General features: G+C 43.3%; 19 protein-coding genes and 1 pseudogene. 12 read left to right on the forward strand and 8 right to left on the reverse strand.

The window, feature by feature from the left end; all coding sequences use genetic code 11:
* Positions 1-59 precede the first annotated feature (59 nt).
* Complete coding sequence (locus tag RMY27_RS15030; protein ID WP_322664464.1) at positions 60-602, reverse strand: hypothetical protein; 543 nt, start codon at positions 600-602, stop codon at positions 60-62.
* A 942-nt stretch (positions 603-1,544) separates the two neighbouring features.
* On the opposite strand from RMY27_RS15030, the gene RMY27_RS15035 reads away from it, so the two are divergent.
* Positions 1,545-2,957 carry a sensor histidine kinase gene (locus RMY27_RS15035; protein ID WP_322664466.1) on the forward strand — a complete coding sequence of 471 codons (1,413 nt, stop codon included), beginning with the start codon at positions 1,545-1,547 and terminating at the stop codon, positions 2,955-2,957.
* A 70-nt stretch (positions 2,958-3,027) separates the two neighbouring features.
* On the forward strand, positions 3,028-3,810 hold the full coding sequence (locus RMY27_RS15040) for a response regulator (protein WP_322664468.1): 783 nt from the start codon (positions 3,028-3,030) through the stop codon (positions 3,808-3,810).
* A 423-nt stretch (positions 3,811-4,233) separates the two neighbouring features.
* On the opposite strand, the gene RMY27_RS15045 is transcribed toward RMY27_RS15040, so the two are convergent.
* Positions 4,234-5,427 (reverse strand): S8 family peptidase, encoded by a 1,194-nt coding sequence (locus tag RMY27_RS15045; RefSeq protein ID WP_322664470.1) that lies wholly within the window; start codon positions 5,425-5,427, stop codon positions 4,234-4,236.
* Positions 5,428-5,679: 252 nt separating this feature from the next.
* Complete coding sequence (locus RMY27_RS15050; RefSeq protein ID WP_322664472.1) at positions 5,680-6,087, reverse strand: Nif11-like leader peptide family natural product precursor; 408 nt, start codon at positions 6,085-6,087, stop codon at positions 5,680-5,682.
* A 418-nt stretch (positions 6,088-6,505) separates the two neighbouring features.
* On the opposite strand from RMY27_RS15050, the gene RMY27_RS15055 reads away from it, so the two are divergent.
* Positions 6,506-6,712 carry a bacteriocin gene (locus tag RMY27_RS15055; RefSeq protein ID WP_322664474.1) on the forward strand — a complete coding sequence of 69 codons (207 nt, stop codon included), beginning with the start codon at positions 6,506-6,508 and terminating at the stop codon, positions 6,710-6,712.
* Between the two features lie 155 nt (positions 6,713-6,867).
* Here RMY27_RS15055 and RMY27_RS15060 read toward each other — a convergent pair whose 3' ends face one another.
* Both RMY27_RS15060 and RMY27_RS15065 read right to left on the reverse strand, forming a co-directional pair.
* Entirely contained in the window at positions 6,868-6,990 is a 123-nt protein-coding gene (locus tag RMY27_RS15060; RefSeq protein ID WP_322664475.1) for a hypothetical protein, read from the reverse strand.
* A gap of 252 nt (positions 6,991-7,242) precedes the next feature.
* A complete protein-coding gene (locus tag RMY27_RS15065; RefSeq protein WP_322664476.1) occupies positions 7,243-7,656 on the reverse strand; it encodes a Nif11-like leader peptide family natural product precursor in 414 nt (137 codons plus the stop codon).
* Between the two features lie 426 nt (positions 7,657-8,082).
* On the opposite strand from RMY27_RS15065, the gene RMY27_RS15070 reads away from it, so the two are divergent.
* The 6 genes from RMY27_RS15070 to RMY27_RS15095 all read left to right on the forward strand — a co-directional run bounded on the left by RMY27_RS15070 (position 8,083) and on the right by RMY27_RS15095 (position 13,934).
* Positions 8,083-8,289 (forward strand): bacteriocin, encoded by a 207-nt coding sequence (locus RMY27_RS15070; protein WP_322664474.1) that lies wholly within the window; start codon positions 8,083-8,085, stop codon positions 8,287-8,289.
* A gap of 159 nt (positions 8,290-8,448) precedes the next feature.
* Positions 8,449-10,167, forward strand: a complete 1,719-nt coding sequence (locus RMY27_RS15075; protein WP_322664478.1) for a Nif11-like leader peptide family RiPP precursor — start codon at positions 8,449-8,451, stop codon at positions 10,165-10,167.
* Positions 10,168-10,196: 29 nt separating this feature from the next.
* Positions 10,197-11,009: a MinD/ParA family protein gene (locus RMY27_RS15080; RefSeq protein ID WP_322664479.1), complete on the forward strand. Its 813-nt coding sequence runs from the start codon at positions 10,197-10,199 to the stop codon at positions 11,007-11,009.
* Entirely contained in the window at positions 11,006-12,211 is a 1,206-nt protein-coding gene (locus tag RMY27_RS15085) for a DUF7005 family protein (RefSeq protein ID WP_322664480.1), read from the forward strand. Before RMY27_RS15080 ends, RMY27_RS15085 begins: the two co-directional genes overlap by 4 nt.
* 3 nt (positions 12,212-12,214) lie before the next feature.
* On the forward strand, positions 12,215-13,297 hold the full coding sequence (locus RMY27_RS15090; protein ID WP_322664481.1) for a cyclic nucleotide-binding domain-containing protein: 1,083 nt from the start codon (positions 12,215-12,217) through the stop codon (positions 13,295-13,297).
* 205 nt (positions 13,298-13,502) lie between these two features.
* Positions 13,503-13,934 carry a hypothetical protein gene (locus RMY27_RS15095; RefSeq protein ID WP_322664482.1) on the forward strand — a complete coding sequence of 144 codons (432 nt, stop codon included), beginning with the start codon at positions 13,503-13,505 and terminating at the stop codon, positions 13,932-13,934.
* Between the two features lie 10 nt (positions 13,935-13,944).
* Here RMY27_RS15095 and RMY27_RS15100 read toward each other — a convergent pair whose 3' ends face one another.
* Complete coding sequence (locus tag RMY27_RS15100) at positions 13,945-14,625, reverse strand: SDR family oxidoreductase (protein ID WP_322664483.1); 681 nt, start codon at positions 14,623-14,625, stop codon at positions 13,945-13,947.
* 9 nt (positions 14,626-14,634) lie between these two features.
* Positions 14,635-14,923, reverse strand: a pseudogene (locus RMY27_RS15105) (winged helix-turn-helix domain-containing protein); the annotation flags it as partial.
* Between the two features lie 306 nt (positions 14,924-15,229).
* Between RMY27_RS15105 and RMY27_RS15110 the strand changes: the two are divergent.
* Genes RMY27_RS15110 through RMY27_RS15120 form a run of 3 tightly spaced genes read left to right on the forward strand, consistent with a single transcriptional unit; the run spans position 15,230 to position 21,877 of the window.
* Complete coding sequence (locus RMY27_RS15110; protein ID WP_322664485.1) at positions 15,230-16,675, forward strand: NHLP bacteriocin system secretion protein; 1,446 nt, start codon at positions 15,230-15,232, stop codon at positions 16,673-16,675.
* A complete protein-coding gene (locus RMY27_RS15115) occupies positions 16,662-18,959 on the forward strand; it encodes an NHLP family bacteriocin export ABC transporter peptidase/permease/ATPase subunit (protein WP_322664487.1) in 2,298 nt (765 codons plus the stop codon). Before RMY27_RS15110 ends, RMY27_RS15115 begins: the two co-directional genes overlap by 14 nt.
* 2 nt (positions 18,960-18,961) lie before the next feature.
* Positions 18,962-21,877 carry an NHLP bacteriocin export ABC transporter permease/ATPase subunit gene (locus tag RMY27_RS15120; RefSeq protein WP_322664489.1) on the forward strand — a complete coding sequence of 972 codons (2,916 nt, stop codon included), beginning with the start codon at positions 18,962-18,964 and terminating at the stop codon, positions 21,875-21,877.
* A gap of 136 nt (positions 21,878-22,013) precedes the next feature.
* Here the strand turns inward: RMY27_RS15120 and xylB are convergent, their stop codons facing one another.
* Complete coding sequence (gene xylB / locus RMY27_RS15125) at positions 22,014-23,459, reverse strand: xylulokinase (RefSeq protein ID WP_322664491.1); 1,446 nt, start codon at positions 23,457-23,459, stop codon at positions 22,014-22,016.
* Positions 23,460-23,504 lie beyond the last annotated feature (45 nt).

Genomic DNA, 23,504 nt, shown 5'->3' on the forward strand with positions numbered 1-23,504 from the left:
TATCCCTCCCTTTGTAAGAAACTCTGCTTGCGGAGTCAGGTTTTTGATTACTAACTCTGTCAAACAAGCACTACAGTAGCTTGGCTCCAGTCAAGGCCAGCAGGTAACGAAGCTACATGTTGCACGTTGTTATCGTTGTTATAAAGTAAAGCACCAGTGTCCGCGTTATATGTCAAAAAATTAGAATCAGCAGCTCCGTAAATTAATTGGTTGTAATTTTTGCCAATACCAACGGTAACTACTTTTAAATAATTGCTGGATAGAGCATGAGCAGCTGATTTAAAACCAGCGGCATTTATTCTAAAAATATTATTGTTAACAGCATCAGTACCTGATCTACGAGGAGCGATAGTCATTTCAATAATATCCTCGTAGACTGAAAAGTCTGTAATTGTATCAGTACCACCATCTGAGTAATTCAAGACAAAGGTATCTCCACCACTACCACCAGTGAGAATGTCATTACCACTTTCTCCGACTAAGTGGTCTTCACCCCAACCACCTATTAGAGTGTCATCGCCTTGATAGCCGTATATTTGATTACTTGCTTCAATCCCGGCTACTAGATAGTTGTTTCCAGAGTCGCCGCTAATAGTTGCCACGTTCGTTACTCCCGGATAAATCAGTGTTTCTACTGTTGATCTTACTTAGCAATTAGCATCACAGATAAGATGAGTTAAGAAACAAAACAAAGCGTTCCCCCCACAATTCACAAATTTCTTAACACCAACCTCCAGCATTAACACTGTCAGTATTGAGTTATTCTCTGTTTATCCACCGCTTTAGCTGCATCGCAATTATTTTTCCAAGCTATACGGTGCAGAGGTAAATTTTGACAAACCAACAACTGTTAACAAATTAGTCCGATCATCGATCAACGCGCGATCGCCTGAATAGCCAGTTGTAATAAATATGAATCTAGTTCATCTTGTTCGGGATGATGCATCTGAGACTCCAAAAGCGAAAGTGAATCTCTATTTTTCTCTCGCTGTTTAGCCCGAAATTTTATGCAAAACAGCTATTTATGTTACGAATCTTTATATTTTTAAAGCCAAGAAACTACCTCCTCATAAGCAATTACAAGTAAAAAACTGATTTTTGCTTAAAAAAATCAGTAAACTTTTGTAACTAAAATCCGATATTCGCATAAAAAAAGTTGCAGTAGCAAGAGAAACAAATAGGAGCTGTACCGACATTACATAGGTTATGAGTATAGAAAAACTCCACGCACCTACAAGGGGATGAAGTTTTTGGGCATGGGGAATCGGGCATGGAGCATTGGTAATTCTTCCCCATGCTCCAGGCCCAATAACCCAAGCGGTGGCGGGAGTGGCCACTCACAAGGGTATGAAGTTTCTTGCCGCTTTCAATGAATTCGAGAAAACAAAGCCTGACTTAAAGGATTGAAATCCTTCCATAAGTTTGCCGGAAGCCGCAATTCTGGTTCAATTCGACAAAAGCCGTATCAGATCAGATGTAACCAGCAGCTTAGTGATGAAGAGTAATTTTTAAAAGCTTATCCAGTAATTGCAGTGACTTGAATTATGGTTATTAGCAACCGCATTTTAGAGCAAAACAACTTTTCAATCAGACTGCTACTAGAAAAGGAGTTGCAGCATACTAAATCCGTAATGGTTGATATGGAAGATGCAGTTTTCTGGGTAAAGCCAGATGCGGAGTTTCTCTACGCCAATGATGCAGCGTGTAGTTTGGTGAGATATTCTCGTGAGGAATTGCTCTCTATGACTATGTACGACATCAAACCAGACTTTTCGCCAGCAGTCTGGTCAAAACATTGGACAACTATTAAAGAAAAAGGCTACCTATACTTTGAATCTTTATATAGAACTAAAGAAGATCAGACCTTTCCTGTAGAAATTACTATTATTTATTTGGAATACAACTCTACCGAATATGGCTGTATTTTGATCCGCAATATCAGTCAACGCCAGCACACGTCTATCGTCTTACAAGAGGTTAATGAAGTATTAGAGTGCAAAGTGCAACAGCTTATAGCTGAGTTAAGAAACGCTAATCAGCAATTATACTGCGAGAAAGTTTTGCGCCAGCAGGTAGAGATGGCTTTAGAACAAGAAAAACTACTTAATGAATACAAAGCGCACTTTTTCTCTATGCTTTCTCATGAATTTCGGACTCCGTTAAATATTATCTCACTGTCCGCTAGTTTACTGAAACGCCATCTTCATCGGTGGACTGAAGAGAAAAAATTACAATACTTGCAGCGTTTGGAAATGGCAGTTGAACAAATCAGCCAATTGATGGATGAAATTTTCCTCAACGCTAAAGCAGAAGCAAGAAAGCTCAAACTTGAGCCAAAACCACTTAACCTGATCCAATTGTGCAGTGAGATTCTAACAGAAATGAATTTGAATGAAAGCAACGCCACTTGCTTGATGCCGACAGATCCTTTTGACAGTTCCTTTTGCGAAGAATCACGTCACCTGCCACTATCGAGGGAATCTGCCCCTAAGGGAGAACTTTCGAGCAAAAAAAGCATCTTTTTCAACAACTCTGGACAACAGAATAGCTTCCCAATCTCCGCGTCACTGGAAACTCCTGACTATACAGTCACCTTAATTAGTCAAGGTGATTGTACAGCCTGTGTAGATCAAAAATTGCTACAACCTATTCTCAGGAATTTGCTTTCAAATGCAGTCAAGTATTCTCCAAACGACAGCACGATTGATTTGATAGTTTCTCATCGGGATGAAGAAGTAATTTTTCAGATTAAAGATCGAGGAATTGGCATTTCTGTAGGAGATCAACAAAGACTATTTAAGCCATTTCATCGCGGTACGAACGTCGGCAATATCCCCGGTAATGGATTGGGATTAGCACTCGTCAAAAAGTTTGTAGACCTGCATGGTGGTCAAATTTCAGTTGCCAGCAAGGTTGGGGTAGGTACTACATTCACAATTACCCTACCTGTGCAGTGACAATCTCTGCAACAAGACAGCCAGAAAGTCTATAAAAACATAATTCATCTGACGCTTACAAGGGGACACTATGATTAAAATTCTAGTGATTGAAGATGAGCCAGAAAGCCGAGATATATTTTTAGACAGTTTACAAGCAGAAGGGTTTGAAGCGATCGCTGCGGAAAATGGTCTTGTTGGTATTCAGCAAGCACAAGAACACTTGCCTGATTTGGTACTGTGCGACATTCTGATGCCAGGATTAGATGGTTATGGTGTCCTAACTACGTTGCGCCAAAACCCTTTAACGGCAACAATTCCCTTCATTTTTCTCAGCGCAAAATCTACTAAAACTGAGATTCGTCACGGAATGAATTTGGGAGCAGACGACTATCTTACCAAGCCCTCAACAGTAGAAGAATTGTTGGAAGCGATCGCAACTCGGCTAGAAAAACAGGCAACCATGCGCCAGTGCTATGTTGCTCAATCCCAGCCAGTTCCAAGTACTGACGCAGACACATCGGCAGATACCCAATCACTCTTACCTACTTGTCCTCAACTTAAAGAGGTTTTCGACTTTATCGAAGCCAATTATTATCAATCGATTACCCTGTGCGATGTAGCCCAAGCAGTAGGTTACTCCGCAGCTTACTTAACCGACTTAGTGCGACGCCAGACAGGAAAACCAGTGAATCATTGGATTGTCGAGCGCCGGATGGCAGCAGTACGTACCTTACTTTTAGAAACTAATCAGTCCACAAATCAGATTGCTGAGGCTGTGGGCTATCAGAATGAGGGTCATTTCTTTCGTCAGTTTCGCCAGTATCACGGGACTACCCCCAAAGCTTGGCGGAAGGCGCAGCAAATCAAGTAGTTAACCCAAGTTGCTAGTTACTCTGATGGGCGATCGCTTTGGAACAGTTAAGCAATAAAATGCCCTCCAAGAAGAAAATTAGGAGGGCTATATGCTAAACGAAATAATTGCCATATATGCTATCACAGACGATTTGTTAAAGGCGATTGGGCATCATATCATGTTCGCTTGATTACTTACTAAACCCGAAGAACCCCACCCCGCCAAAGCTACGCTTCGTCTCCCCTCCCGAAGAGCGGGGAGGGGATTAAGGGGAGCCAGTGCGGTCTTGGGGTCTCCCCAAGTGGAGCATCTGGCGTGTGGGGTGCAATGACTGTGGAAATCATAACTAATTAGGCGGACATGATATCAGTCGATAACCCGCAACTTGGGTTAGTTAAAAGCTGAACTAGCGCCTCAGTAATCAGAAAACCCGTTTGCTGCTCAAACTAAAGGCTTTGAAGCCCCACCTCTGACTGGGCTTAACCATAGTCTTGAACTTCTGCTAAAGAGTTTCAGGCGCAAACCAACAATTAGAACACCAACACCTAGCAAGCCTAGAGTTGCAGAAGGTTCGGGGACTGGTTTGGGTTTCACACCCAGTGCTACAATAGCCTCGTCTGCTTGGATTAGTCCGAAGCCAAGTCTGGAGTCGAAGCCTAACGAAGGGCTGTCAGCCGTATCTCTTAGAGCATTATAGATTTCAGTAGGTGTTGCGCTTGGATCGCCCTCTAGTAGCAGTGCTGCAACTGCGGCTGTGAAAGGAGCCGATGCCGAGGTACCTAAGAAAGTGTAGAAGTCGGGGTTGGCATCAAGAGGAGAACCTCCACCTAAGTCAAAGGAAATTGCTAGCCCATCCGGAGCCACAACATCCGGCTTGAAAGAATCTGGGTTGCCTTCCGAAGAGAATGGTTCTATCTGCCCCTGCTTTACAACAACATCGAATGTTTTGCTTGAGTAGGATTTTGCGTTCCCGTAGTACACTGCTCCAACAGTCAGCGCATTTGGGTTATTTGGATGCCCGTATATGGGAACACCAGGCACTTGGCTATTGGGGGGAAGATAATTATTATCAGCACTAGTGAAATAAGAAATCCCCTGGTTAACTACCGCGTTAATCGCTTGGTTAATTGGCCCGTTCGGAGGCTCCAAATCTAGTAGGTTTAAAGGTGTATCAGGAGGAGCGATCGGAGGGTATACGTAACCCCAATCATCCACAATTATGTCTGCCCCGGCAGCCGCTAGAGCCTGAATGCCTTGACCGAAGCTATCCGTGGTGTTCAAGCTTGTGTGAAACGCTAAGTTAGCTCCTGGAGCCACAGCATGAATGATCTGCAATAAAGCGCGACCCTCATCGGTGGTACCAGGTTTAGCATAGTCCTTTAGCACGTTAACATTAGATGGTAAGTAGCCATCGGCTATGTTGGTGGCATAAGTATCCTGGTTGTTAGAGGCATCAAAAGTCTTTGCCGTGGCGAAGCTATCTGATAGTACGCCGATGGTGATTCCAGTGCCATCTAGACCGTAGCGATCGCGTAAAACATCAACCCCTGTAGCTTTGGCTGCTGCTTCAATTGGTAGGGTAAAAGTAGCCGCCTGAACCTTGGCAACAAAGCCCCCAAGTGCACCAGTTGTCACAACTACCCCTGACGTAACGATTGTTTGGAGGAGTTTCAAATCTCTCGGAAAGGTTTGTACAATCTGTCTAAAATTGCTAAACTTTCCTGATCTGAAGGTAATATTTTTTTTAAAATTCATTGAGAAAAACTTTTACTTTCAAAAGTTACGTTGAGAGTAAAGAGCAGCTAAACAAGTATACTTAGCTGCTCTTTAGCTTTGGTTATCATTTAGAAGTCTATTAGAGTAGAACTACTACCTGGGCTGATGGAGCTATGCTGGGCCTTGGGCACCAGTTATACCCCCAGCAACAGCCCCACCAATAGCGTCAGCACCTATATCACCTCTTGAATCTCCCTTGACCACTCCGCCTACTAACGCGCCAGCAGCCCCAATACCAGCACCTATGACACCACTTGCAAGCGCACCTGGTCCTGTTCCTATTCCTAGTGCTCCTCCGGCAACTGCTTCTAGCTCGGCCTCACTCAAACCACTATCAATAGCTGCTGCTTCGATAATTTGATTGAGCAACTGCTGAGATTCTTCTGGAGTGAAACTATATCCTGCTGCTCTTATAGCTACAGCACGTTCCTCATTAGTTTTAGAGCTTTGAAGTTGGCTTCGGAAATTATCATTTGTGAGTACCGCATTAAAAAACGCCTTGGCATCTTGGATAGACATATCTTTCCCCTTCAGTAAATAACATTCAGTTTGGTTACAGATTGAGCTATTAACTCTAAGTTGCATTTTGATCACTGTTCGTGATTCTCAGCAAACTTTGCTCAGACATTTCATTCTTTTATGCTTTAGCAATCAAGTTAGAAGTGCTGAACCTGTAAACAGACTAACTGAGCTTTGAAGATAATTACCATACACTATCTTTTGATGGAACTAATAATTTTTTTGATGTCAAAATAAAAAAATTGTTAGTTACACAGAAATATTGTGCATTGTATCTAGCTTTTGGATATACTAATTTATTAGATACTAATCTAAACTCTCGTTGATTCCAATAAAAAGTTGATAAAAATAATTAAAATATAAGTGATGGATTTTAGTTATTTATAGTAGTTTTATGAAGTAAACAAAAAAATATACCATGACAAACAATTCAATTAATCCTAAAAATAAAATTGATTCCCAACAGCAATATAATGAGTTATCTGATGAAGAGCTTACTTCGGTTTCCGGTGGTATAGAATTAGGCAAAGTAGTAGATGCTGCTAAGGACTTTGTTACTGACGTTTACAAAGAGGGCAAAGACTTAGTTTCTGATATTGGGGAAAACCTTGATAAATATTTCTAAAGGAATTTAATTAAATGTCTTAAAACTCAATGTCTGAATATTTAAAAACCTAACTGCCAAATAAAGCAAAATAACTTTCAGGCATCTTGATTTTGAGGAATTTTTTTACCAAACTCAAATTGAGTTAATGGTAATTGGTAATTCACGCTTCTCTTCTATTGAATGTAGCGATCGCGCAAAACATCAACCCCTGTAGCTTTGGCTGCTACTTCAATTGGTAGGGTAAAGGTAGCCGCCTGAACCTTGGCAACAAAACTCCCAAGTGCAGCAGTTGTCACAATCACCCCTGACGTAACGATTGTTTGGAGGAGTTTCAAATCTCTCGAAAAGGTTTGTACAATCTGTCTAAAATTGCTAAACTTTCCTGATCTGAAGGTAATATTTTTTTTAAAATTCATTGAGAAAAACTTTTACTTTCAAAAGTTACGTTGAGAGTAAAGAGCAGCTAAACAAATATACTTAGCTGCTCTTTAGCTTTGGTTATCATTTAGAAGTCTACCAGAGTAGAACTACTACCTGGGCTGATGGAGCTATGCTGGGCCTTGGGCACCACCTACACCCCCACTAACAGCCCCACCAATAGCGTCACCAAGTATCTCACCTCCATCACCTCCCTTGATCACTCCGCTTACTACCCCGCCAATAGCCCCAGCACCAGCACCTATAAGACCACCTGGAATCGCACCTGGTCCTGCTGTTGATACTGCTCCTACTGCTCCTCCGGCAACTGCTTCTAGCTCGGCCTCACTCAAACCACTATCAATAGCTGCTGCTTCGATAATTTGATTGAGCAACTGCTGAGATTCTTCTGGAGTGAAACTATATCCTGCTGCTCTTATAGCTACAGCACGTTCCTCATTAGTTTTAGAGCTTTGAAGTTGGCTTCGGAAATTATCATTTGTGAGTACCGCATTAAAAAACGCCTTGGCATCTTGGATAGACATATCTTTCCCCTTCAGTAAATAACATTCAGTTTGGTTACAGATTGAGCTATTAACTCTAAGTTGCATTTTGATCACTGTTCGTGATTCTCAGCAAACTTTGCTCAGACATTTCATTCTTTTATGCTTTAGCAATCAAGTTAGAAGTGCTGAACCTGTAAACAGACTAACTGAGCTTTGAAGATAATTACCATACACTATCTTTTGATGGAACTAATAATTTTTTTGATGTCAAAATAAAAAAATTGTTAGTTACACAGAAATATTGTGCATTGTATTTAGCTTTTGGATATACTAATTTATTAGATATCAATCAAAACCTTCAGTTCGTTCAAATAAAAGGTTGATAAACTGAAAATGATTAATTAGCTTTATTCACCTATAGTATTTCAATGAAGTAAACTAAAAAAATCAAAGGGAAAATATACCATGACAAACAATTCAATTAATCCTAAAAATAAAATTGATTCCCAACAGCAATATAATGAGTTATCTGATGAAGAGCTTACTTCGGTTTCCGGTGGTATAGAATTAGGCAAAGTAGTAGATGCTGCTAAGGACTTTGTTACTGACGTTTACAAAGAGGGCAAAGACTTAGTTTCTGATATTGGGGAAAACCTTGATAAATATTTCTAAAGGAATTTAATTAAATGTCTTAAAACTCAATGTCTGAATATTTAAAAACCTAACTGCCAAATAAAGGTTCTTGTTAAGGCAAAGCAGTCCCTAGACATGGCAGAGATTACTGCTACTCTTTGGGATTGAGGCAACTGATTTAATAGCCTCTTAAAATGTATGTCTGTTGAAAGCGCACGAGCCTTTTATGAGCGGATAGCCACGGATGAAGTGTTGCAAAAGCAACTGCAAAATGCTGCCAGTGATGAACAACGCCTAGAAATTTTACTAGCTGCTGGCTATAGTTTTACACTGCCAGAATGGGAAGCTGCTTTAGTTAAAATCTCAAAGTCAGGTGATAGTATCAGTGATGCAGAGCTAGATGCGATCGGAGGTGGGCTAAAGGTTGTCCCTTACCAACCACCCACCACAGTATGGTCGGGTTTAGAGCAAATCGGCTCAATTAAATTCTTGCGTCGGTTATTTAACCCCTCTGCCTGGTCTATCAGAACGAAACTCTCGGTAGCACTTCTCTGTGTTGCCCTCATACCGATGAGCTTCACCACCTATCACAACCTCCAAGACAGCCTCAAGAGTGCAGAGGACAGCGAATACCGCAAACTGGAACTCTTAGCCACCAGTAACGCTAGTCGCCTCGACCAGTTAATTATCGACATCCAGCGTGTTGCCGTCCAAGTCAGCAGTGATAAGGATGTAGTGGGTTTTCTAGCTGCGACTAATCCTCAGAAGCAAACCGCCTTCCGCTCCTCGATGCAGCGAACGCTAGATAACGTCTTTCGCTCCAACCCCGACTATGATGTTGTCTACATTATAGATACAAAGGGGCACTGTCTTGCTGCCACTGACCCCACATTCATTTCTCAAAACTACGCTTTCCGTGAATACTTCCGCTTTAGCGTTCAGGGACGCCCTTACGTTTCTAGCATTATAGTTGGTACAACGAGTGGACGAGCAGGCATTTACTTCTCCAATCCTGTACGGTCTGAGGGCGGTAAAATTGTCGGTGTGGCGGTTTTAAAAATCAAGGGAGAAGACATCTGGGCGATTGTAAATGCGTTGCAGGCTGGCTCTCAAAGTTATGCCTTCTTGGTTGACGAGCGTGGCGTAATCATTAGCCATCCTGATCAATCGCTACTTTATCATAGCCTAGTTCCCTTGCCAGCTAACAAACAACACCACAGCGAAACCGATAGGCTTTATGGTGTCGAGCAAATCAAAAGCTTGGACGTTCCAGAGTTAGCAGGTGCGATCGTGGGAGCTAAACAGACAAGTCACACTAGCTATTATTCTCCAATTGAGCAGACGCGCCAAATGGTCGGCTTTGCTCCCTTACAAGAGCAACCTTGGGTATTGGGCGTGAACAAAGCCCACGCACAGTTTGATGCTCCCTTGAATGAACTTATTTGGCAGAACAGCTATAGCTTACTGGCAGTAGGAGCGATCGCAACAATCATCGCCCTGATTTTAGCGCAGAGTATTGCCAAACCGATTCGTGCCCTAACAAAAGCAGCACAATCACTGGTAGAGCAGGATGATTTTGATACTTATCAGTTAGCTAAAGCGTCAGACGCGAATGATGATATTGGTCAACTAGTGCGCGTTTTCCTGCAAATGGCCCAAGAAGTGAAGGCGCGAGAGCAGAAGCTCAAACAGCAGGTGATGGAATTAAACGTTGAAATTGACGAAGCGAAAAAGGCACGTCAGGTAGCTGACATCATACAGACAGATTATTTCCAGGAACTGCAACAAAAAGCGCAAAAAATCAAGAGGCGAATGCCCAAAAATGATGAAACAGAAACCGACTATTGCCAACAGTTACACCAAAAAGCACAAAATCTTAAACGTCGCGCTAACTGTTCACTGATAACTGATAACTGATAACTGATAACTGTTCGGAGTATGACATTATGTCCAAAATTGTATCTATTCATTCGTTTCGTGGTGGTACAGGAAAATCAAATTTAACTGCTAACTTAGCCGCTACTATTGCGCGTCTTGGAAAACGCGTAGGTATTATTGACACCGATATTCAATCACCAGGGATTCATATTATTTTTGGTCTAGACGAGGACAAGATGCATCGCTCCCTCAATGACTACTTATGGGGGCGCTGTGTAATTAAAGATGCTGCCTACGATGTTAGTCATACTTTAAATGCGGAAGGGAAGACATCTGGAAGCAATGGCAGCCTCTATCTGATTCCTTCGAGTATTAAAGCAGGGGAAATTTCCCGCATCTTACGCGAGGGTTATGACGTAGGCAAACTCAACGAAGGCTTTGAGGATTTAATCCGGTATCTCAACCTGGACTATTTGTTGATTGATACTCACCCTGGTTTGAATGAAGAAACCTTACTAGCGATCGCTATTTCTGATATCTTAGTCGTCATCCTGCGTCCAGACCGCCAAGACTTCCAGGGTACTGCGGTAACAGTGGAGGTGGCAAAAAAATTAAAGGTGGAAAAAATGTTGCTGGTAATTAATAAGGTGCTACCAGCAATGGATTTCAACGCTCTGCGAGAACAAATGGAGACGATCTACAACACTCCAGTGGCTGGTATTGTGCCTCTTTCTGAAGAGATAATTCAGCTAGCCAGCAGTAGTTTGTTTTGCTTGCGTTACGCTGACCATCCATTTAGCCAGACGGTGCAAGAAATTGCTCGGCAGATTGTGGATAAAGTTGAGTTAAAGGAGGTATTGGTGGGAGGCGATCGCACTTGAACCAACACCAACTTCGTACTAATATACTTGCTTCCTATGGTGCTACTGCCTTGGAGACAGAAGAATTGCTTTCCTACAATCAAAACATCTTTGATCGCAGTTTTTCAACACTCCCCGCTAAGTTTCCCCTTCCACCCGAACCCCATGTAGCCGCCTGGGAAGAATACGCCACTTTGGCTCAAGAGGTAGGAGTCTTTCAAACTTTATCAACTAAATTGGTACAGTTAAAGTTTCCCATACTCCAAGGCATCAGCCAAACAGAGGCATACCGCTCTGCTACCCGTAAGGGTGCTTCAGTGGATGGTATGGTCGAGGCGACTGGTTTGATTTTGCAGCAACCTGAGCAACTCCAGTTGATCCTACATCAAAGCTTGGCTGGAGTCATCCCGGTTTTGCTCACCAGGAATCGAGAAGATTTTGTTTCTTTGGTACAGGCGTTAACGATGCGGAATGAACCCAAGCCAGTCCCTGCTTCTATGGGAGCTTGCATGGTTACTGGTTTCAACAACTGGGATCGGGTTCGCCAGTATCGCCAACAATGGGGAATGAAAAATTTTGGTAACTGCTCCGAGAGTAGTTGGTTAGAAGAATTTGGGCGACTAATCCCGCAAAAGCAGCTCTATCAAGATCGGTTGATTATTTTGAGTGACGGTTTTTATAGCAATGTTTCAGCCAGTGACATCGGACTTTCGGAACCAGAATGGCGGCGTATTTCCCTAAATATTCGACTGGAACATGAATGTACGCACTACTTCACACACCGCTTATTTGGCTCGATGCGGAATAATCTACTCGACGAATTGATTGCTGACTACAGAGGTATTGTGGCAGCTATCGGACACTATCGGGCTGATTGGTTTTTGCGTTTTCTGGGGCTGGAGTCGTTTCCAGATTACCGAGAAGGAGGGAGATTGCAAAATTACCGGGGTCAACCGCCGCTTTCAGAGGGCGCATTTAAGATTCTGCAAGCATTGGTGAAGTCTGCTGCTGAGAATTTGGAACGCTTTGATGCTGAACATGGAAGCGAGTTAAGGACTCTCAATAGTCAACCGATTATGTTAATAGCTTTAACTTATTTGACATTAGAAGAATTGGCTGACTCTCAGGCGCATTCCCATATCCAAAAAATTCTAGACCAATTGCTGACGACTTTCACAAAGATGCAAGTCGAGCATCCAGAAACTGAACTTAAATTTATATGAGTTATGACAGAAGTTCTACTTAAGGAATTGAGTAATAGTGACATCAATTGGATGATTGCTACGGGTCGTAAAAAGGAAATACCTGCTGGCACTATCCTTGTGCAGCAGGGAAAAGCCCTGGATACCTTACACATAATACTCGATGGAACATTCACAATTACTGTTTCGCAAGCTACAAACAATCCTCTGGAGCGAGCTTTTGCAGCGATGGAGGATAGCGAAACATTAGGACGAGAGATTGCACGGGTTTCAAGTGGTGAGATAATAGGAGAAATCCCGTTTATTAATGTCCGCCCAGCTGCTTCAACAGTGGTAGCAGCTGAAAAATCGGTGGTAATATCGATTTCTCAGCAGCAATTGAGGGCAAAATTGCAGCAGGATATTGGTTTTGCTTGTCGGTTTTATCGAGCGATCGCTATTCTACTTGCAAACAGAATCACTCAACTTGGCCATAGCAAACTTGTTAAGAGCAATACGCTCAGAGATATGCTGTTTGTTTTGGAACAATTGCATGATAGTGACATCGATTGGATGATTGCTACAGGTACTAGCCAAAAAATTGCCCCTAACACAGTACTTATCCGTGAGGGAGGGCCTGTGGATGCACTGTATATTTTACTGGATGGAACAATGACAGTTTCTGTTTCTGAGGATGAACGCAATCCTTTAACTCGCGCCTTTGCAGTTTTAGAGGGTGAAGAAACTACAAGCAGAGAGATAACAAGATTATCCAAGGGCGAAATCGTCGGAGAAACAGCTTTCATTGATACCCGTTTGCCTTTTGCCACTGTTAGAGCTATTGGAGACTCACTTGTATTGTCAATTCCTCGACAACAATTAGCAGCAAAATTACAACAGGATATAGGTTTTGCTTCTCGATTTTATCGGGTGATTGCTACCTTGCTTGCAAATCGATTACAGGAAATGTTCAGTCGGCTTGGTTATGGCAGACGCATTTATAGCAAAGGTCAATCACTGGATGAAAATGTTGAATATGAAGATGAATTGGATTCTAACATTTTAGATAACATGGCACTGGCTGGAACAAGATTTGATTGGATGTTAAGCCGTTTAAGAAAAAATTAGATTTATTTTGAGACTGATAACTAATATAGGACTAATATTTGATTTCTGAAAAAGCTCGGTACAGATCGAAAAGCCTAATTCCTTATTCCCTACTCCCCACTCCCCACCCACACAGATAATTTCAAAAATCAAATGCGATTCCTATATAATTGATAACTGTTTGAACAGTGCTGTCTGTTTGTCCCATCTCCTCAAGATGTATACTATGAAAATTGACCGATTGCAGGAACTTAAGCAAAAACTGACGGACGTTGCAGACTTGTCCGATATTTGGTCATTTTATATGGATCATTTTGCGGATAAGCCAGAATTCACTGACCTGGGTGAGCCTGCTTATAATAAATACTTAGATGCTGTCCTCCACAAAACTTGTCAGCAGATGTTTGACAGGACAATCAAAATTACTGACTTTTTCCTAATATACATAGCTCCGTATAATTTATTTCATGGAGCTTTCCAAGTTCAAGGGCATATTGGGGGTGTGATTTATTTCGAGGATATAAAAATTGGGTTACTTGCAGTGTCGGCGGATTATCCCCCTACCGATGCAGTTAAGTATTCACGTTTTTCGGAGATAATTCAACTGTCGGCACCTAATCGCAACGATGTCTACGACGGGCTACACCTACGCAATTGAGATTCACTCTTTAATGTATAGTCAAAGGAATCCCGTTATCTTTGGGTTTTAATTTGAGAATAAATGGCACAGCTTTCAATACCCAATCGGACACGGGTGTATAATTAGCAGCTTCTTCTCCAAAGCTAATAGAGAGCATATCTGTATGAATAATCCCTGGATTGAGAGGTATGGCTGCCATACCAGCCGGCAATTCTTGTGCCAAAGAACGAGTTAATCCTTCGATTGCCCACTTAGAAGCACAGTATGGTGCAACTTGGGCTGAAGTAGAACGTCCCCAGCCAGAACTAAAGTTAACAATAATACCCCGTTTGTTTTTCACCATTGCTGGTACAAAATGGCGAATTATATTCACTACTCCTTTGATATTGATATCTATTAGATCAGAAAATTCTTCGGATGAAATTTCCCACAAAGGTGCTGGATAATTAGTAATTGCCGCATTATTAATCACTATATCTGGCGGTGCATATTTGTGAAGTACGTGTTCTGCCCATTTTTTTACAAGCTGTTCATTTGCCACGTCTACAGATGTGAAATCATTGGGCGCACTAAACTTCTGGCGTATTTTATCGATAGCGTCTGATGAACGGGCGCAACCAATAACAGTATGTCCCTGTTGAATAAAACCCTCGGTCATCGCATAACCTAGACCTTTGCTTATGCCTGTAATCAAGATGAGTTTAGTCATATTTTTCTGCTATTCTTGACAGCAAGAAATAATTCGTAGGAAAAAATAACCACTACCTCTTGCTGTCAGGATAAATTCTGGGTTATTGGGATCGGATTTTACCTTTGTCCGCTTTTCTAGAGATATGCACATCTACCACACGGGTATCTGTATAAACCTCTGGTACAAAACCCCATAATTGTAACACTTCTAATCGCAAAAAAATCTTTCCCGAATAATTTACTAACAACTCTAATAAGCTAAACTCCACGCCATAGTCATCAGCACCTAACTCTAGACCAGTGATTCGGTCTGCTACGAATTAATTTACTAAACGTGTCTTTAAATAGATTTTATTTTGAAACATAATTTTTTACCATAATATCTAACAATCTATCCGTTGTTATTAATAAACTATATCTAAAAAAATGCTAGTCTTATCAAAAAAAAGTAGATTGTTTTCAGAGATTTTACTACTTACACTTTTAAATAGAACAGGTATTTAGTTTTTTTATGTAAATCATTTAACTTCAGCACCAACGGTAGTTTTTAATCAGGAATTTAGACCCGCCACCAAATTTTTCAATCCTCAGTTCAAGCAGAAGTGATTGTCGAGGAATCCTAAATGGTCGAACAAAAGCAAAATTTATTCCGAAAAGAGTCATTAGAGCGTTTATCTTCTCCTGAAAGACTAGACCAACTAATGCAGGTAGTCACCCCTAAAAGCTGGCTACCTTTAACTGCTTTAGGCTCCTTGGTAGCAGTTGCCGTAGTCTGGAGTATCTATGGACGGATTCCGATTACCGTGGAAGGTCAAGGGGTACTAATTTATCCACGTAACGTTTTGCCGTTGCAATCGAAAGGTGCAGGGCAGTTACTTGCTCTAAATGTCAATGTTGGAGATGTCGTCAAGAAGGGAGATGTACTAGCAACAGTTGACCAAGTTGACTTGCGTAAGCAACTACAACTAGCGCGAGCTAAACTAGTCCAACTAGAAGATCAGGATCGCAACGCTAGTTTGTTACAAGGGCAGCGTCAGCAGCTTGACACAAAGGCAATCCAAGAGCAACGCTTAACTCTTGAGCAAAGACTCAAGATTGTGCAGGATTTGACACCCGTGTTGAGGGAGAAAGGGCTAGTGTCAATCGGACGCGATCGCCTTAACTTACAGCGACGCTTACAAACGCTCCAAGGGCTGCTTCCTACTCATAAAAAGAGATTAGAAAACCGCCAGAAGCTTTTAAAAGAAGGCGCAATTCCTGATGATGTAGTCTTAGAAGCGCGGCAACAATACGATAATGCGCGTGCAAGCATCGATGAAGCCGAATCTCAGTTGAAGCAACTAGACCTGAAAGAAGCAGATGCACAACAGCAATATCTCTCAAATCTGAACGAAATCAAAAACATTCAAGCCCAATTGCAAGAACAGAACAGTAAAGTAGCTACTCTCGCTCAAGAAGACCTGCAAACTGCAACTACCCGCAAAAATGAGATTCAAGAAGTCAAGCGAGAGATTGCTAGACTAGAACAACAATTAGGCAATAACAGCCAGATTATCTCTCAACACTCAGGACGTATTCTCGAAATCACTGTTACAACAGGGCAAGTGATTGATGCCGGAACCCGTTTAGGAAGCATAGATGCAGAAAATCCATCTAGCAAAATGGTTGGCATTACCTATTTTCCGGTTGGAGAAGGAAAGAAAATTCAACCAGGTATGACGTTACAAATTACACCCCAAACCGTGAAGCGGGAACGCTTTGGTGGTATTGTCGGTAAGATTACCACTGTCTCACCATTTCCCATTACCAGAGAAGCAGCCGCTAGTGTAGTGGGTAATCCTGAAGTGGTTGCAGGTTTGGTAGGAGAAAAGCAAGAGGCACTTATTCAAGTATTTGCTGACTTGCAGCCAGATTCTACTACTTTCAGTGGCTATAAGTGGTCTTCTTCTGATGGGCCGCAGCTAAAAATCTCTTCTGGAACGACTACATCTGTGCGAGTCAAGGTGGAAGAGCGATCGCCGATTACGTTTGTTTTACCTATTCTGAGGTCTGTCAGTGGTATCTACTAATCTATCATTAGTGGCACCGATTAATCCTTTGCAGTACCTGCAAAACCTGCTGAAAAATCCAGGTAAGCGGGTAAAGACACCCACGCTTTTGCAAATGGAGGCAGTAGAATGTGGTGCCGCAGCTTTAGGAATTATTTTGGGTTACTATGGTCGGACTGTGCCTCTGCCAGAACTACGTCGAGAGTGTGGAGTTTCCCGCGATGGCAGCAAAGCTTCTAACGTCCTCAAAGCTGCCAGAAGCTATGGAATGCAAGCAAAAGGCTTTAAAAAGGAACTGGATCAACTTCCAGACCTCAGCCCTCCCTATATTGTGTTTTGGAACTTCAACCACTTCTTAGTAGTAGAAGGATTTAGCTCTGCTTGGGTTTATCTTAATGACCCAGGCACTGGGCCGCGAAAGGTATCCCGGCAGGAATTTGACGAGGGGTATACCGGAGTGGTACTGGTTATAGAACCAGGGGCGGAGTTTGAAAAAGGGGGTCGTAAACCTAGCCTAATTTTATCGCTGTGGTCACGGCTAAAGGGTGCTACTGGTGTCTTAATTTACTGTCTGCTGGCAGGATTTTTGTTAACACTTGTCGGATTATCCGTACCAGTATTTAGTCAAGTGTTTGTAGACGAAATCCTAGTGCAAGGGCGGCAGCACTGGTTGCGTCCGTTGTTATTGGCAATGGCGATCGCAGCAGTCCTCCAAGGAGTATTAACCCTGCTACGGTTACGTTATCTACGCCGCTTGAAAGTCAAGCTATCTGTGGGAATGTCCAGCCGTTTTCTGTGGCACATCCTGCGCCTACCAGTTAGTTTTTATGCTCAACGGTTTGCAGGTGAAATTAGTAACCGCACTAGTCTCAACGACCAAGTGGCTGATGTGCTTTCGGGGCGATTGGCGACTACAGTTATCGATGCAGTAATGGTAATTTTTTACGCCTTAGTCATGTTTCAATATGACTGGGTACTAACTTTGCTGGTAGCTAGTTTTGCTACTGTAAATGTCTTAACTTTGCAGTGGATCTCCCGTCAGCGCGTCGATGCTAATCAGCGATTAATCCAAGAGTATGGTAAAGCTGCGGGCGCATCCATAGCGGCTCTCCAGAGTATAGAAACTCTCAAAGCATCAGGGTTAGAATCAGATTTTTTTTCGCGGTGGTCAGGGTATTACACCAAGGCAATTAACTCTCAGCAAGAACTAGGGGTGACAAACCAGACTTTCTCAATATTACCTACACTTTTGTCTTCCCTTTCATCAATGGCTTTATTAGTTGTAGGTGGTTTACGAGTGATGGATGGACACCTCAGCATTGGAATGCTTATAGCCTTTCAAGGACTGATGCAGAGCTTTTTGCTACCTGTTAATAATCTTGTCAACTTCGGTAGTACCCTCCAGGAAATGGAGGGCAATTTGATTCGCCTAGATGATGTGTTGGATAACCCAATTGATGGAGCAGGGGAGCATACTTCGACTGCGCTCAGTAACCGGGAGAGCAGGGGAGCAGGGGAAGCAGGGGGAACAGGGGAAGAAAAAATCTCTTTGTCTTCCTCATCTCCTCTGCCTAGATTACAGGGGTACGTCGAATTAGAGAATGTCACATTTGGCTATAGCCGTTTAGATCCGCCTTTGATTGAAAACTTTAGCCTCTCGGTCAAGCCTGGACAACGAGTAGCTTTAGTAGGCGGGAGCGGCTCTGGTAAGTCTACTATTGCCAAACTGGTAAGCGGACTCTACGAACCTTGGGAGGGAGAAATTTGCTTTGATGGTCAACTTAGAAAGCAGATTCCGCAATCGATATTAACTAACTCTGTTGCTTTGGTAGAGCAGGATATTTTGATGTTTGGCGGAACTGTCAGGGAAAATTTGACTTTATGGGATACCACAGTACCAGATAAAAATCTAGTGCGGGCTAGTAAGGATGCTGCTATTGATGATGTGATTTTCTCTATGTCTGGCGGATTTGATGCAGAACTAATTGAAGGAGCCGCCAATTTAAGTGGAGGTCAACGACAGCGATTAGAAATAGCCCGCGCCTTAGTTAATAATCCTTCAATCCTGATTATGGATGAAGCTACCAGCGCCCTAGATTCCGAGACGGAAAAAATTATTGACCAAAATCTGCGGCGACGTGGGTGTACCTGCCTAATTGTTGCACACCGATTAAGCACGATCCGCGACTGTGATGAAATCATCGTCCTTGAACGGGGAAAGGTGGTACAACGAGGTACTCATGAGGAATTATGGCAAGTAGAGGGGGTGTACTCACGGTTAATCAGCAGTGAAGAGGGAGCTTAATTATGGTCACTAACCAAATCAGGGGCAAAGACTTACAGGGGCAACTATACAGCCTTAAAGGCAATGAACCAATACTCCTAGACGACCCGCAGACCATTTGGATTGTGCAGTCTGGCTCTGTAGCGTTGTTTGCTGTCAGTATTAAAAATGGCATCACCCAAGGAACTCGCCGTTATTTGTTCACTCTTCATCCCGAAGAGGCTCTTTTTGGAACAGCTTCTGACTGTATTGATCAGCACCGCCAACTTTTAGCAGTGCCGATGGGAGAAACTGAATTGCTGAAGGTAGACCGAGAATACTTTGAGGAGTTAGTTGTTGATGGGGATACCAGAATAGTTTCTTTGGTGGAGGGTTGGGTAGAGCAAATCAACACTACACTTTCCCATATTACCACTCCAGCAATTCAAGTCCGAGCAGCAGGAGAAGCGCGATTTTCTCTAATTGATGGTCAAACTCTCCAGCCAGAACCCCAGGCGATCGCTTGGGTACAAATTCAGCAAGGAAATGTCCACTGGATGGGGCTTGAGGAACTAACTCTAGATCCGACATCGGGAATTTTCCCCCTCAGCGATGGTATATGGTTAGAAGCTGTAGGGGAAGTTCAGCTTGCCACTCAAACCACAAGCGCCATCCGCAACGCAGATATCCTGCTTGAGGGGCTTTCCCAGTTTCATACTCAACTGCTGGAATATATCAACTTCCTAGAACAGCAGGAAACCCAAGAAGAACTACAACGGCTCAGTGATCGGGAACGTCTCAATCATCAGGTGACAGCAGAAGCTCTAGGCGAACTAGCATCTTCTTTAGGAACTCAAGAAGCAACCTTTTTCCTCGAAGGTGCGCCATTGTTAGTTGTTGCTGGTGCTGTGGGCAGGTGTTTAGGTGTGAAAATTCGCCCCCCAGCTAAGTCAGAGAACCTGAAGCGGGTGAAGGAGCCATTGGAGGCAATTGTTAGAGCTTCGCGGTTAAGGATGCGACAGATTTTGTTGCGGGATAACTGGTGGGAGAAGGACTGTGGCCCTTTGGTTGCCTACACCCAAGAGGATAACCGACCAGTGGCACTCCTGCCCGTTTCTGCTACTCGCTACGAAATCTTTGATCCAAACGATCGCACTCGTCATCCTGTAGATGCTGAAATTGCTTCGACACTAGCGCCCGTTGCTTATATGTTTTATCGGTCTTTGCCTGATAAAGTTCTTAAGGCTAACGATTTATTTCGGTTCGCGGTTAAGAATCGTGGCAGAGATATACTAATCGTTTTTTTAACTGGTATTGCCGCGACACTGCTAGGAATGCTCACACTCCACGCCACTGCCATTTTAATTGACAACGCCATTCCAGATAGCGATCGCGGATTATTACTACAAGTTGGTTTGGGGTTGCTGGTTGCAGCTTTTGGGACGGCAGTATTTCGGCTGGCTCAAGGATTCGCACTTTTGCGCGTGGAAACAGTTTCCGATGCCTCCACCCAAGCTGCTGTATGGGATCGGCTGCTAAACTTGCCAGTATCATTTTTCCGCCAGTATACCACAGGGGATCTTCAGTCCCGTGTGACATCGATTAGTACAATCCGTCGTCTACTAAGTGGTACAACCTTGATTACTCTAATCACTGGTTTGTTCTCATTATTAAACTTAGGACTTTTGTTTTACTACAGCTGGAAATTAGCTTTAGTTGCTGTGGCTGTAGCAGTAGTTGTTATAGCTGTAACTACACTCTCTGGTATGCTCCTCGTCCGCAAAGTTCGCCCACTGCTGGAAATAAAGGGAAGTATCTTTGGGCAGACAGTACAACTAATCAATGGCATTTCTAAACTGCGTGTCGCTGGGGCCCAAGAGCGGGGTTTCGCTTCTTGGAGTAAAAACTACAGCCGGCAAATAAAACTGGAACTTAGTACCCAGAATGTTGAAGACGCTGTGGTTCTTTTCAATACAGTTATGCCCACGGTAACTTCTGGCATCCTGTTTTGGTTTACCATCCAACAGCTTCAAGAGGCTCAGACTACAGGTGCGATCGGACTAACAATTGGGACTTTCCTAGCTTTTAACAGTGCGTTTGGTACTTTTATTAAAGGTGCTACAGACGTAAGCAATACAGTTACAGGCGCTTTGCAAGTTGTTCCTCAGTGGAAACGCGCTCAACCAATTTTAGAAACTATACCAGAAGTGGATCTGAGCAAAGCTGATCCTGGTAGGCTCATAGGCAAAATCGCTGTAGATCATGTCACATTCCGCTACCGACAAGATGGGCCTCTGATCCTAGATAATGTGAGTCTGTATGCCGAGCCTGGGGAATTTATTGCACTTGTAGGCGGTTCTGGGAGCGGTAAATCTACTATATTTAGATTGCTATTAGGGTTTGAAACTCCTGAAGATGGCACTATCTATTATGATGGTCAAGATTTATCTGGGTTGGATGTTGAGGCAGTGCGCCGACAGTTAGGTGTCGTTCTGCAAAATGGCCGGATTATGTCAGCTTCTATTTTTGACAATATTGCTAGCGGCGCTCAGATTACACTCGATGAAGCTTGGGAGGCAGCTCGTATGTCTGGTTTTGCTGACGATGTTGCAGCCATGCCTATGTCTATGCATACTGTGATTAGTGAAGGAGGTGGCAATCTCTCTGGAGGGCAACGACAACGGTTATTGATTGCTCGCGCTTTGGCCTTAAAACCCCGGATTTTGTTATTCGATGAAGCTACCAGTGCGCTAGATAACAAAACCCAGGCGATTGTCAGTGAAAGCTTGGATAAGTTACAAGTTACCAGAATTGCGATCGCTCATCGACTTAGCACCATCCGCAACGCTAATCGTATTTATGTGCTGCAAGCAGGCCGGATTGCCCAACATGGAACTTTTGAGGAACTTGCTGCTGTTGAAGGTCTATTTGCCCAGTTAATGGCTCGGCAAATGGCCTAGTTAGTTGAGATTTATGAAAGCCACTACTTATGCTCTTAGTAAGCTCACTTCTTTTCTTGACTTGATGTTAAACAGCCTCATCTTAACAATTTATTCTGTAAATACCTTTTAGTGCTACGGTCTTGAGGCATAACTTCTATGAGATTTTTTTAAGTCGTGGATAAAGAGATTGATATCGCATCCAAGCATCTTCTAAGGCTGAATCAACTGACTGGGGAGTTGCAACAAGCGTTGGTGCGGCTGCCAGTTTGCTTGTGTCATTAGCATCTGCATATATGCCAATTCCGATACCCGCCAATAGAGCAGCACCACGCGCAGATGCAGCAGCAACGGTAGTTGCATAGAGAGGTATTCTCAATACATCAGTTAGTAATTGTTTCCAAGGCATTTCTGCCGTTCCTCCGCCTGCTAAACGCAGTTCTGTGGCTTTAAAACCTGTTGCCTCAAGTGCCTCAAAACCTTGCCGCAAGGCAAAAGCAACTCCCTCTAAAGCTGCCCGCATTAGGTGCGCCTGTGTGTGATGAAGTCCAAGCCCCACCCATGCCCCGCGTACATAGGGGTCAAGGTGTGGAGTTCGCTCACCTGTGAGGTATGGCAAAAATGTCAACCCTTCACATCCTGGGGGAACAGAAAACGCTTTAGTATAGACTTGCTCCCAGCTCAAGCCAAGGATACTTCGCACCCACTCAAGCGCTAACCCGGCATTTTGCATTGCTGCAAGAGTATACCAACCGTTAGGTACGGCGGCTCGATATAGATGTGTGCGACCATGAGGATCGAGAATTGGTTGGGAGCGAGGTGTAATGATTTGAGCACCTGAGCCAATGGTTAGTTGAACCAAACCAGGTTCTAGTAGTCCGTTACCAAGTGCGGCGGCTGCTGTATCCGCAGCACCAGCGATCGCTCTTAAGCCAACTCTTAAGCCTAGATGCTCTGAAGCATCAGCTGTTAAGTAACCTGCGATCGCACTAGAGGGAATAATTTTCGGCAACCAATCACAACGCAGATTCAGGGCTGAGATTGCATCCCAAGCCCAGTTGTCCGATACAACATCGTAAAGCAAAGTACCGCTAGCATCAGATGGTTCGGTTGCAATTTCTCCAGTCAGCCGGAACCGTAGCCAATCTTTTGGCTGGAGTACCCAACGCGCTTGGGTGTAGATAGTAGGCTCATGTTCTCTTAGCCACAGCAAAGTTGAGCCAGCCATTCCAGCTGTAATCGGGTTGCCCAATCGCTCTAAAATAGTGGCATCAAGTGAATGATAAATGTTTTGCGTGTTACTAGAGCGAGTATCTGCCCAGAGGATAGCAGGACGCAGTGGCTCACCAGACTCATCTGTTAGGACAACACCATGCATTTGCCCTGAAAATGCGATCGCCTGTACTTGATCAGCATGATTTCCTACTGCCTTTCTCACAGCCAAGGCAACAGCTGACCACCAATCCCCCGGCTCCGACTCAGCCCATCCGGGATGAGGTGCATGAACAGGATATGAGCTTGATGCTTCACCTATAGCGGTTCCGTCTGTCGCTAGGAGCAATGCTTTAGCAGAGCCTGTTCCTAAATCTATGCCAAGCAGCATTAGGCTAGTCCTCAAATACTTAAAAGTTAAGAATCCCAAATTAGA

The sequence above is a fragment of the Nostoc sp. DedQUE09 genome, from assembly GCF_034530915.1.
Lineage (GTDB): Bacteria > Cyanobacteriota > Cyanobacteriia > Cyanobacteriales > Nostocaceae > Nostoc.

Excerpts from the sequence above, each read along its gene's own strand:
- RMY27_RS15035 (WP_322664466.1), top strand. The coding sequence starts at position 1,545 with ATGGTTATTAGCAACCGCATTTTAGAGCAAAACAACTTTTCAATCAGA.
- RMY27_RS15040 (WP_322664468.1), top strand. The coding sequence starts at position 3,028 with ATGATTAAAATTCTAGTGATTGAAGATGAGCCAGAAAGCCGAGATATA.
- RMY27_RS15050 (WP_322664472.1), bottom strand. The coding sequence starts at position 6,087 with ATGTCTATCCAAGATGCCAAGGCGTTTTTTAATGCGGTACTCACAAAT.
- RMY27_RS15055 (WP_322664474.1), top strand. The coding sequence starts at position 6,506 with ATGACAAACAATTCAATTAATCCTAAAAATAAAATTGATTCCCAACAG.
- RMY27_RS15065 (WP_322664476.1), bottom strand. The coding sequence starts at position 7,656 with ATGTCTATCCAAGATGCCAAGGCGTTTTTTAATGCGGTACTCACAAAT.
- RMY27_RS15070 (WP_322664474.1), top strand. The coding sequence starts at position 8,083 with ATGACAAACAATTCAATTAATCCTAAAAATAAAATTGATTCCCAACAG.
- RMY27_RS15075 (WP_322664478.1), top strand. The coding sequence starts at position 8,449 with ATGTCTGTTGAAAGCGCACGAGCCTTTTATGAGCGGATAGCCACGGAT.
- RMY27_RS15080 (WP_322664479.1), top strand. The coding sequence starts at position 10,197 with ATGTCCAAAATTGTATCTATTCATTCGTTTCGTGGTGGTACAGGAAAA.
- RMY27_RS15090 (WP_322664481.1), top strand. The coding sequence starts at position 12,215 with ATGACAGAAGTTCTACTTAAGGAATTGAGTAATAGTGACATCAATTGG.
- RMY27_RS15095 (WP_322664482.1), top strand. The coding sequence starts at position 13,503 with ATGAAAATTGACCGATTGCAGGAACTTAAGCAAAAACTGACGGACGTT.
- RMY27_RS15100 (WP_322664483.1), bottom strand. The coding sequence starts at position 14,625 with ATGACTAAACTCATCTTGATTACAGGCATAAGCAAAGGTCTAGGTTAT.
- RMY27_RS15110 (WP_322664485.1), top strand. The coding sequence starts at position 15,230 with ATGGTCGAACAAAAGCAAAATTTATTCCGAAAAGAGTCATTAGAGCGT.
- RMY27_RS15120 (WP_322664489.1), top strand. The coding sequence starts at position 18,962 with ATGGTCACTAACCAAATCAGGGGCAAAGACTTACAGGGGCAACTATAC.
- xylB (WP_322664491.1), bottom strand. The coding sequence starts at position 23,459 with ATGCTGCTTGGCATAGATTTAGGAACAGGCTCTGCTAAAGCATTGCTC.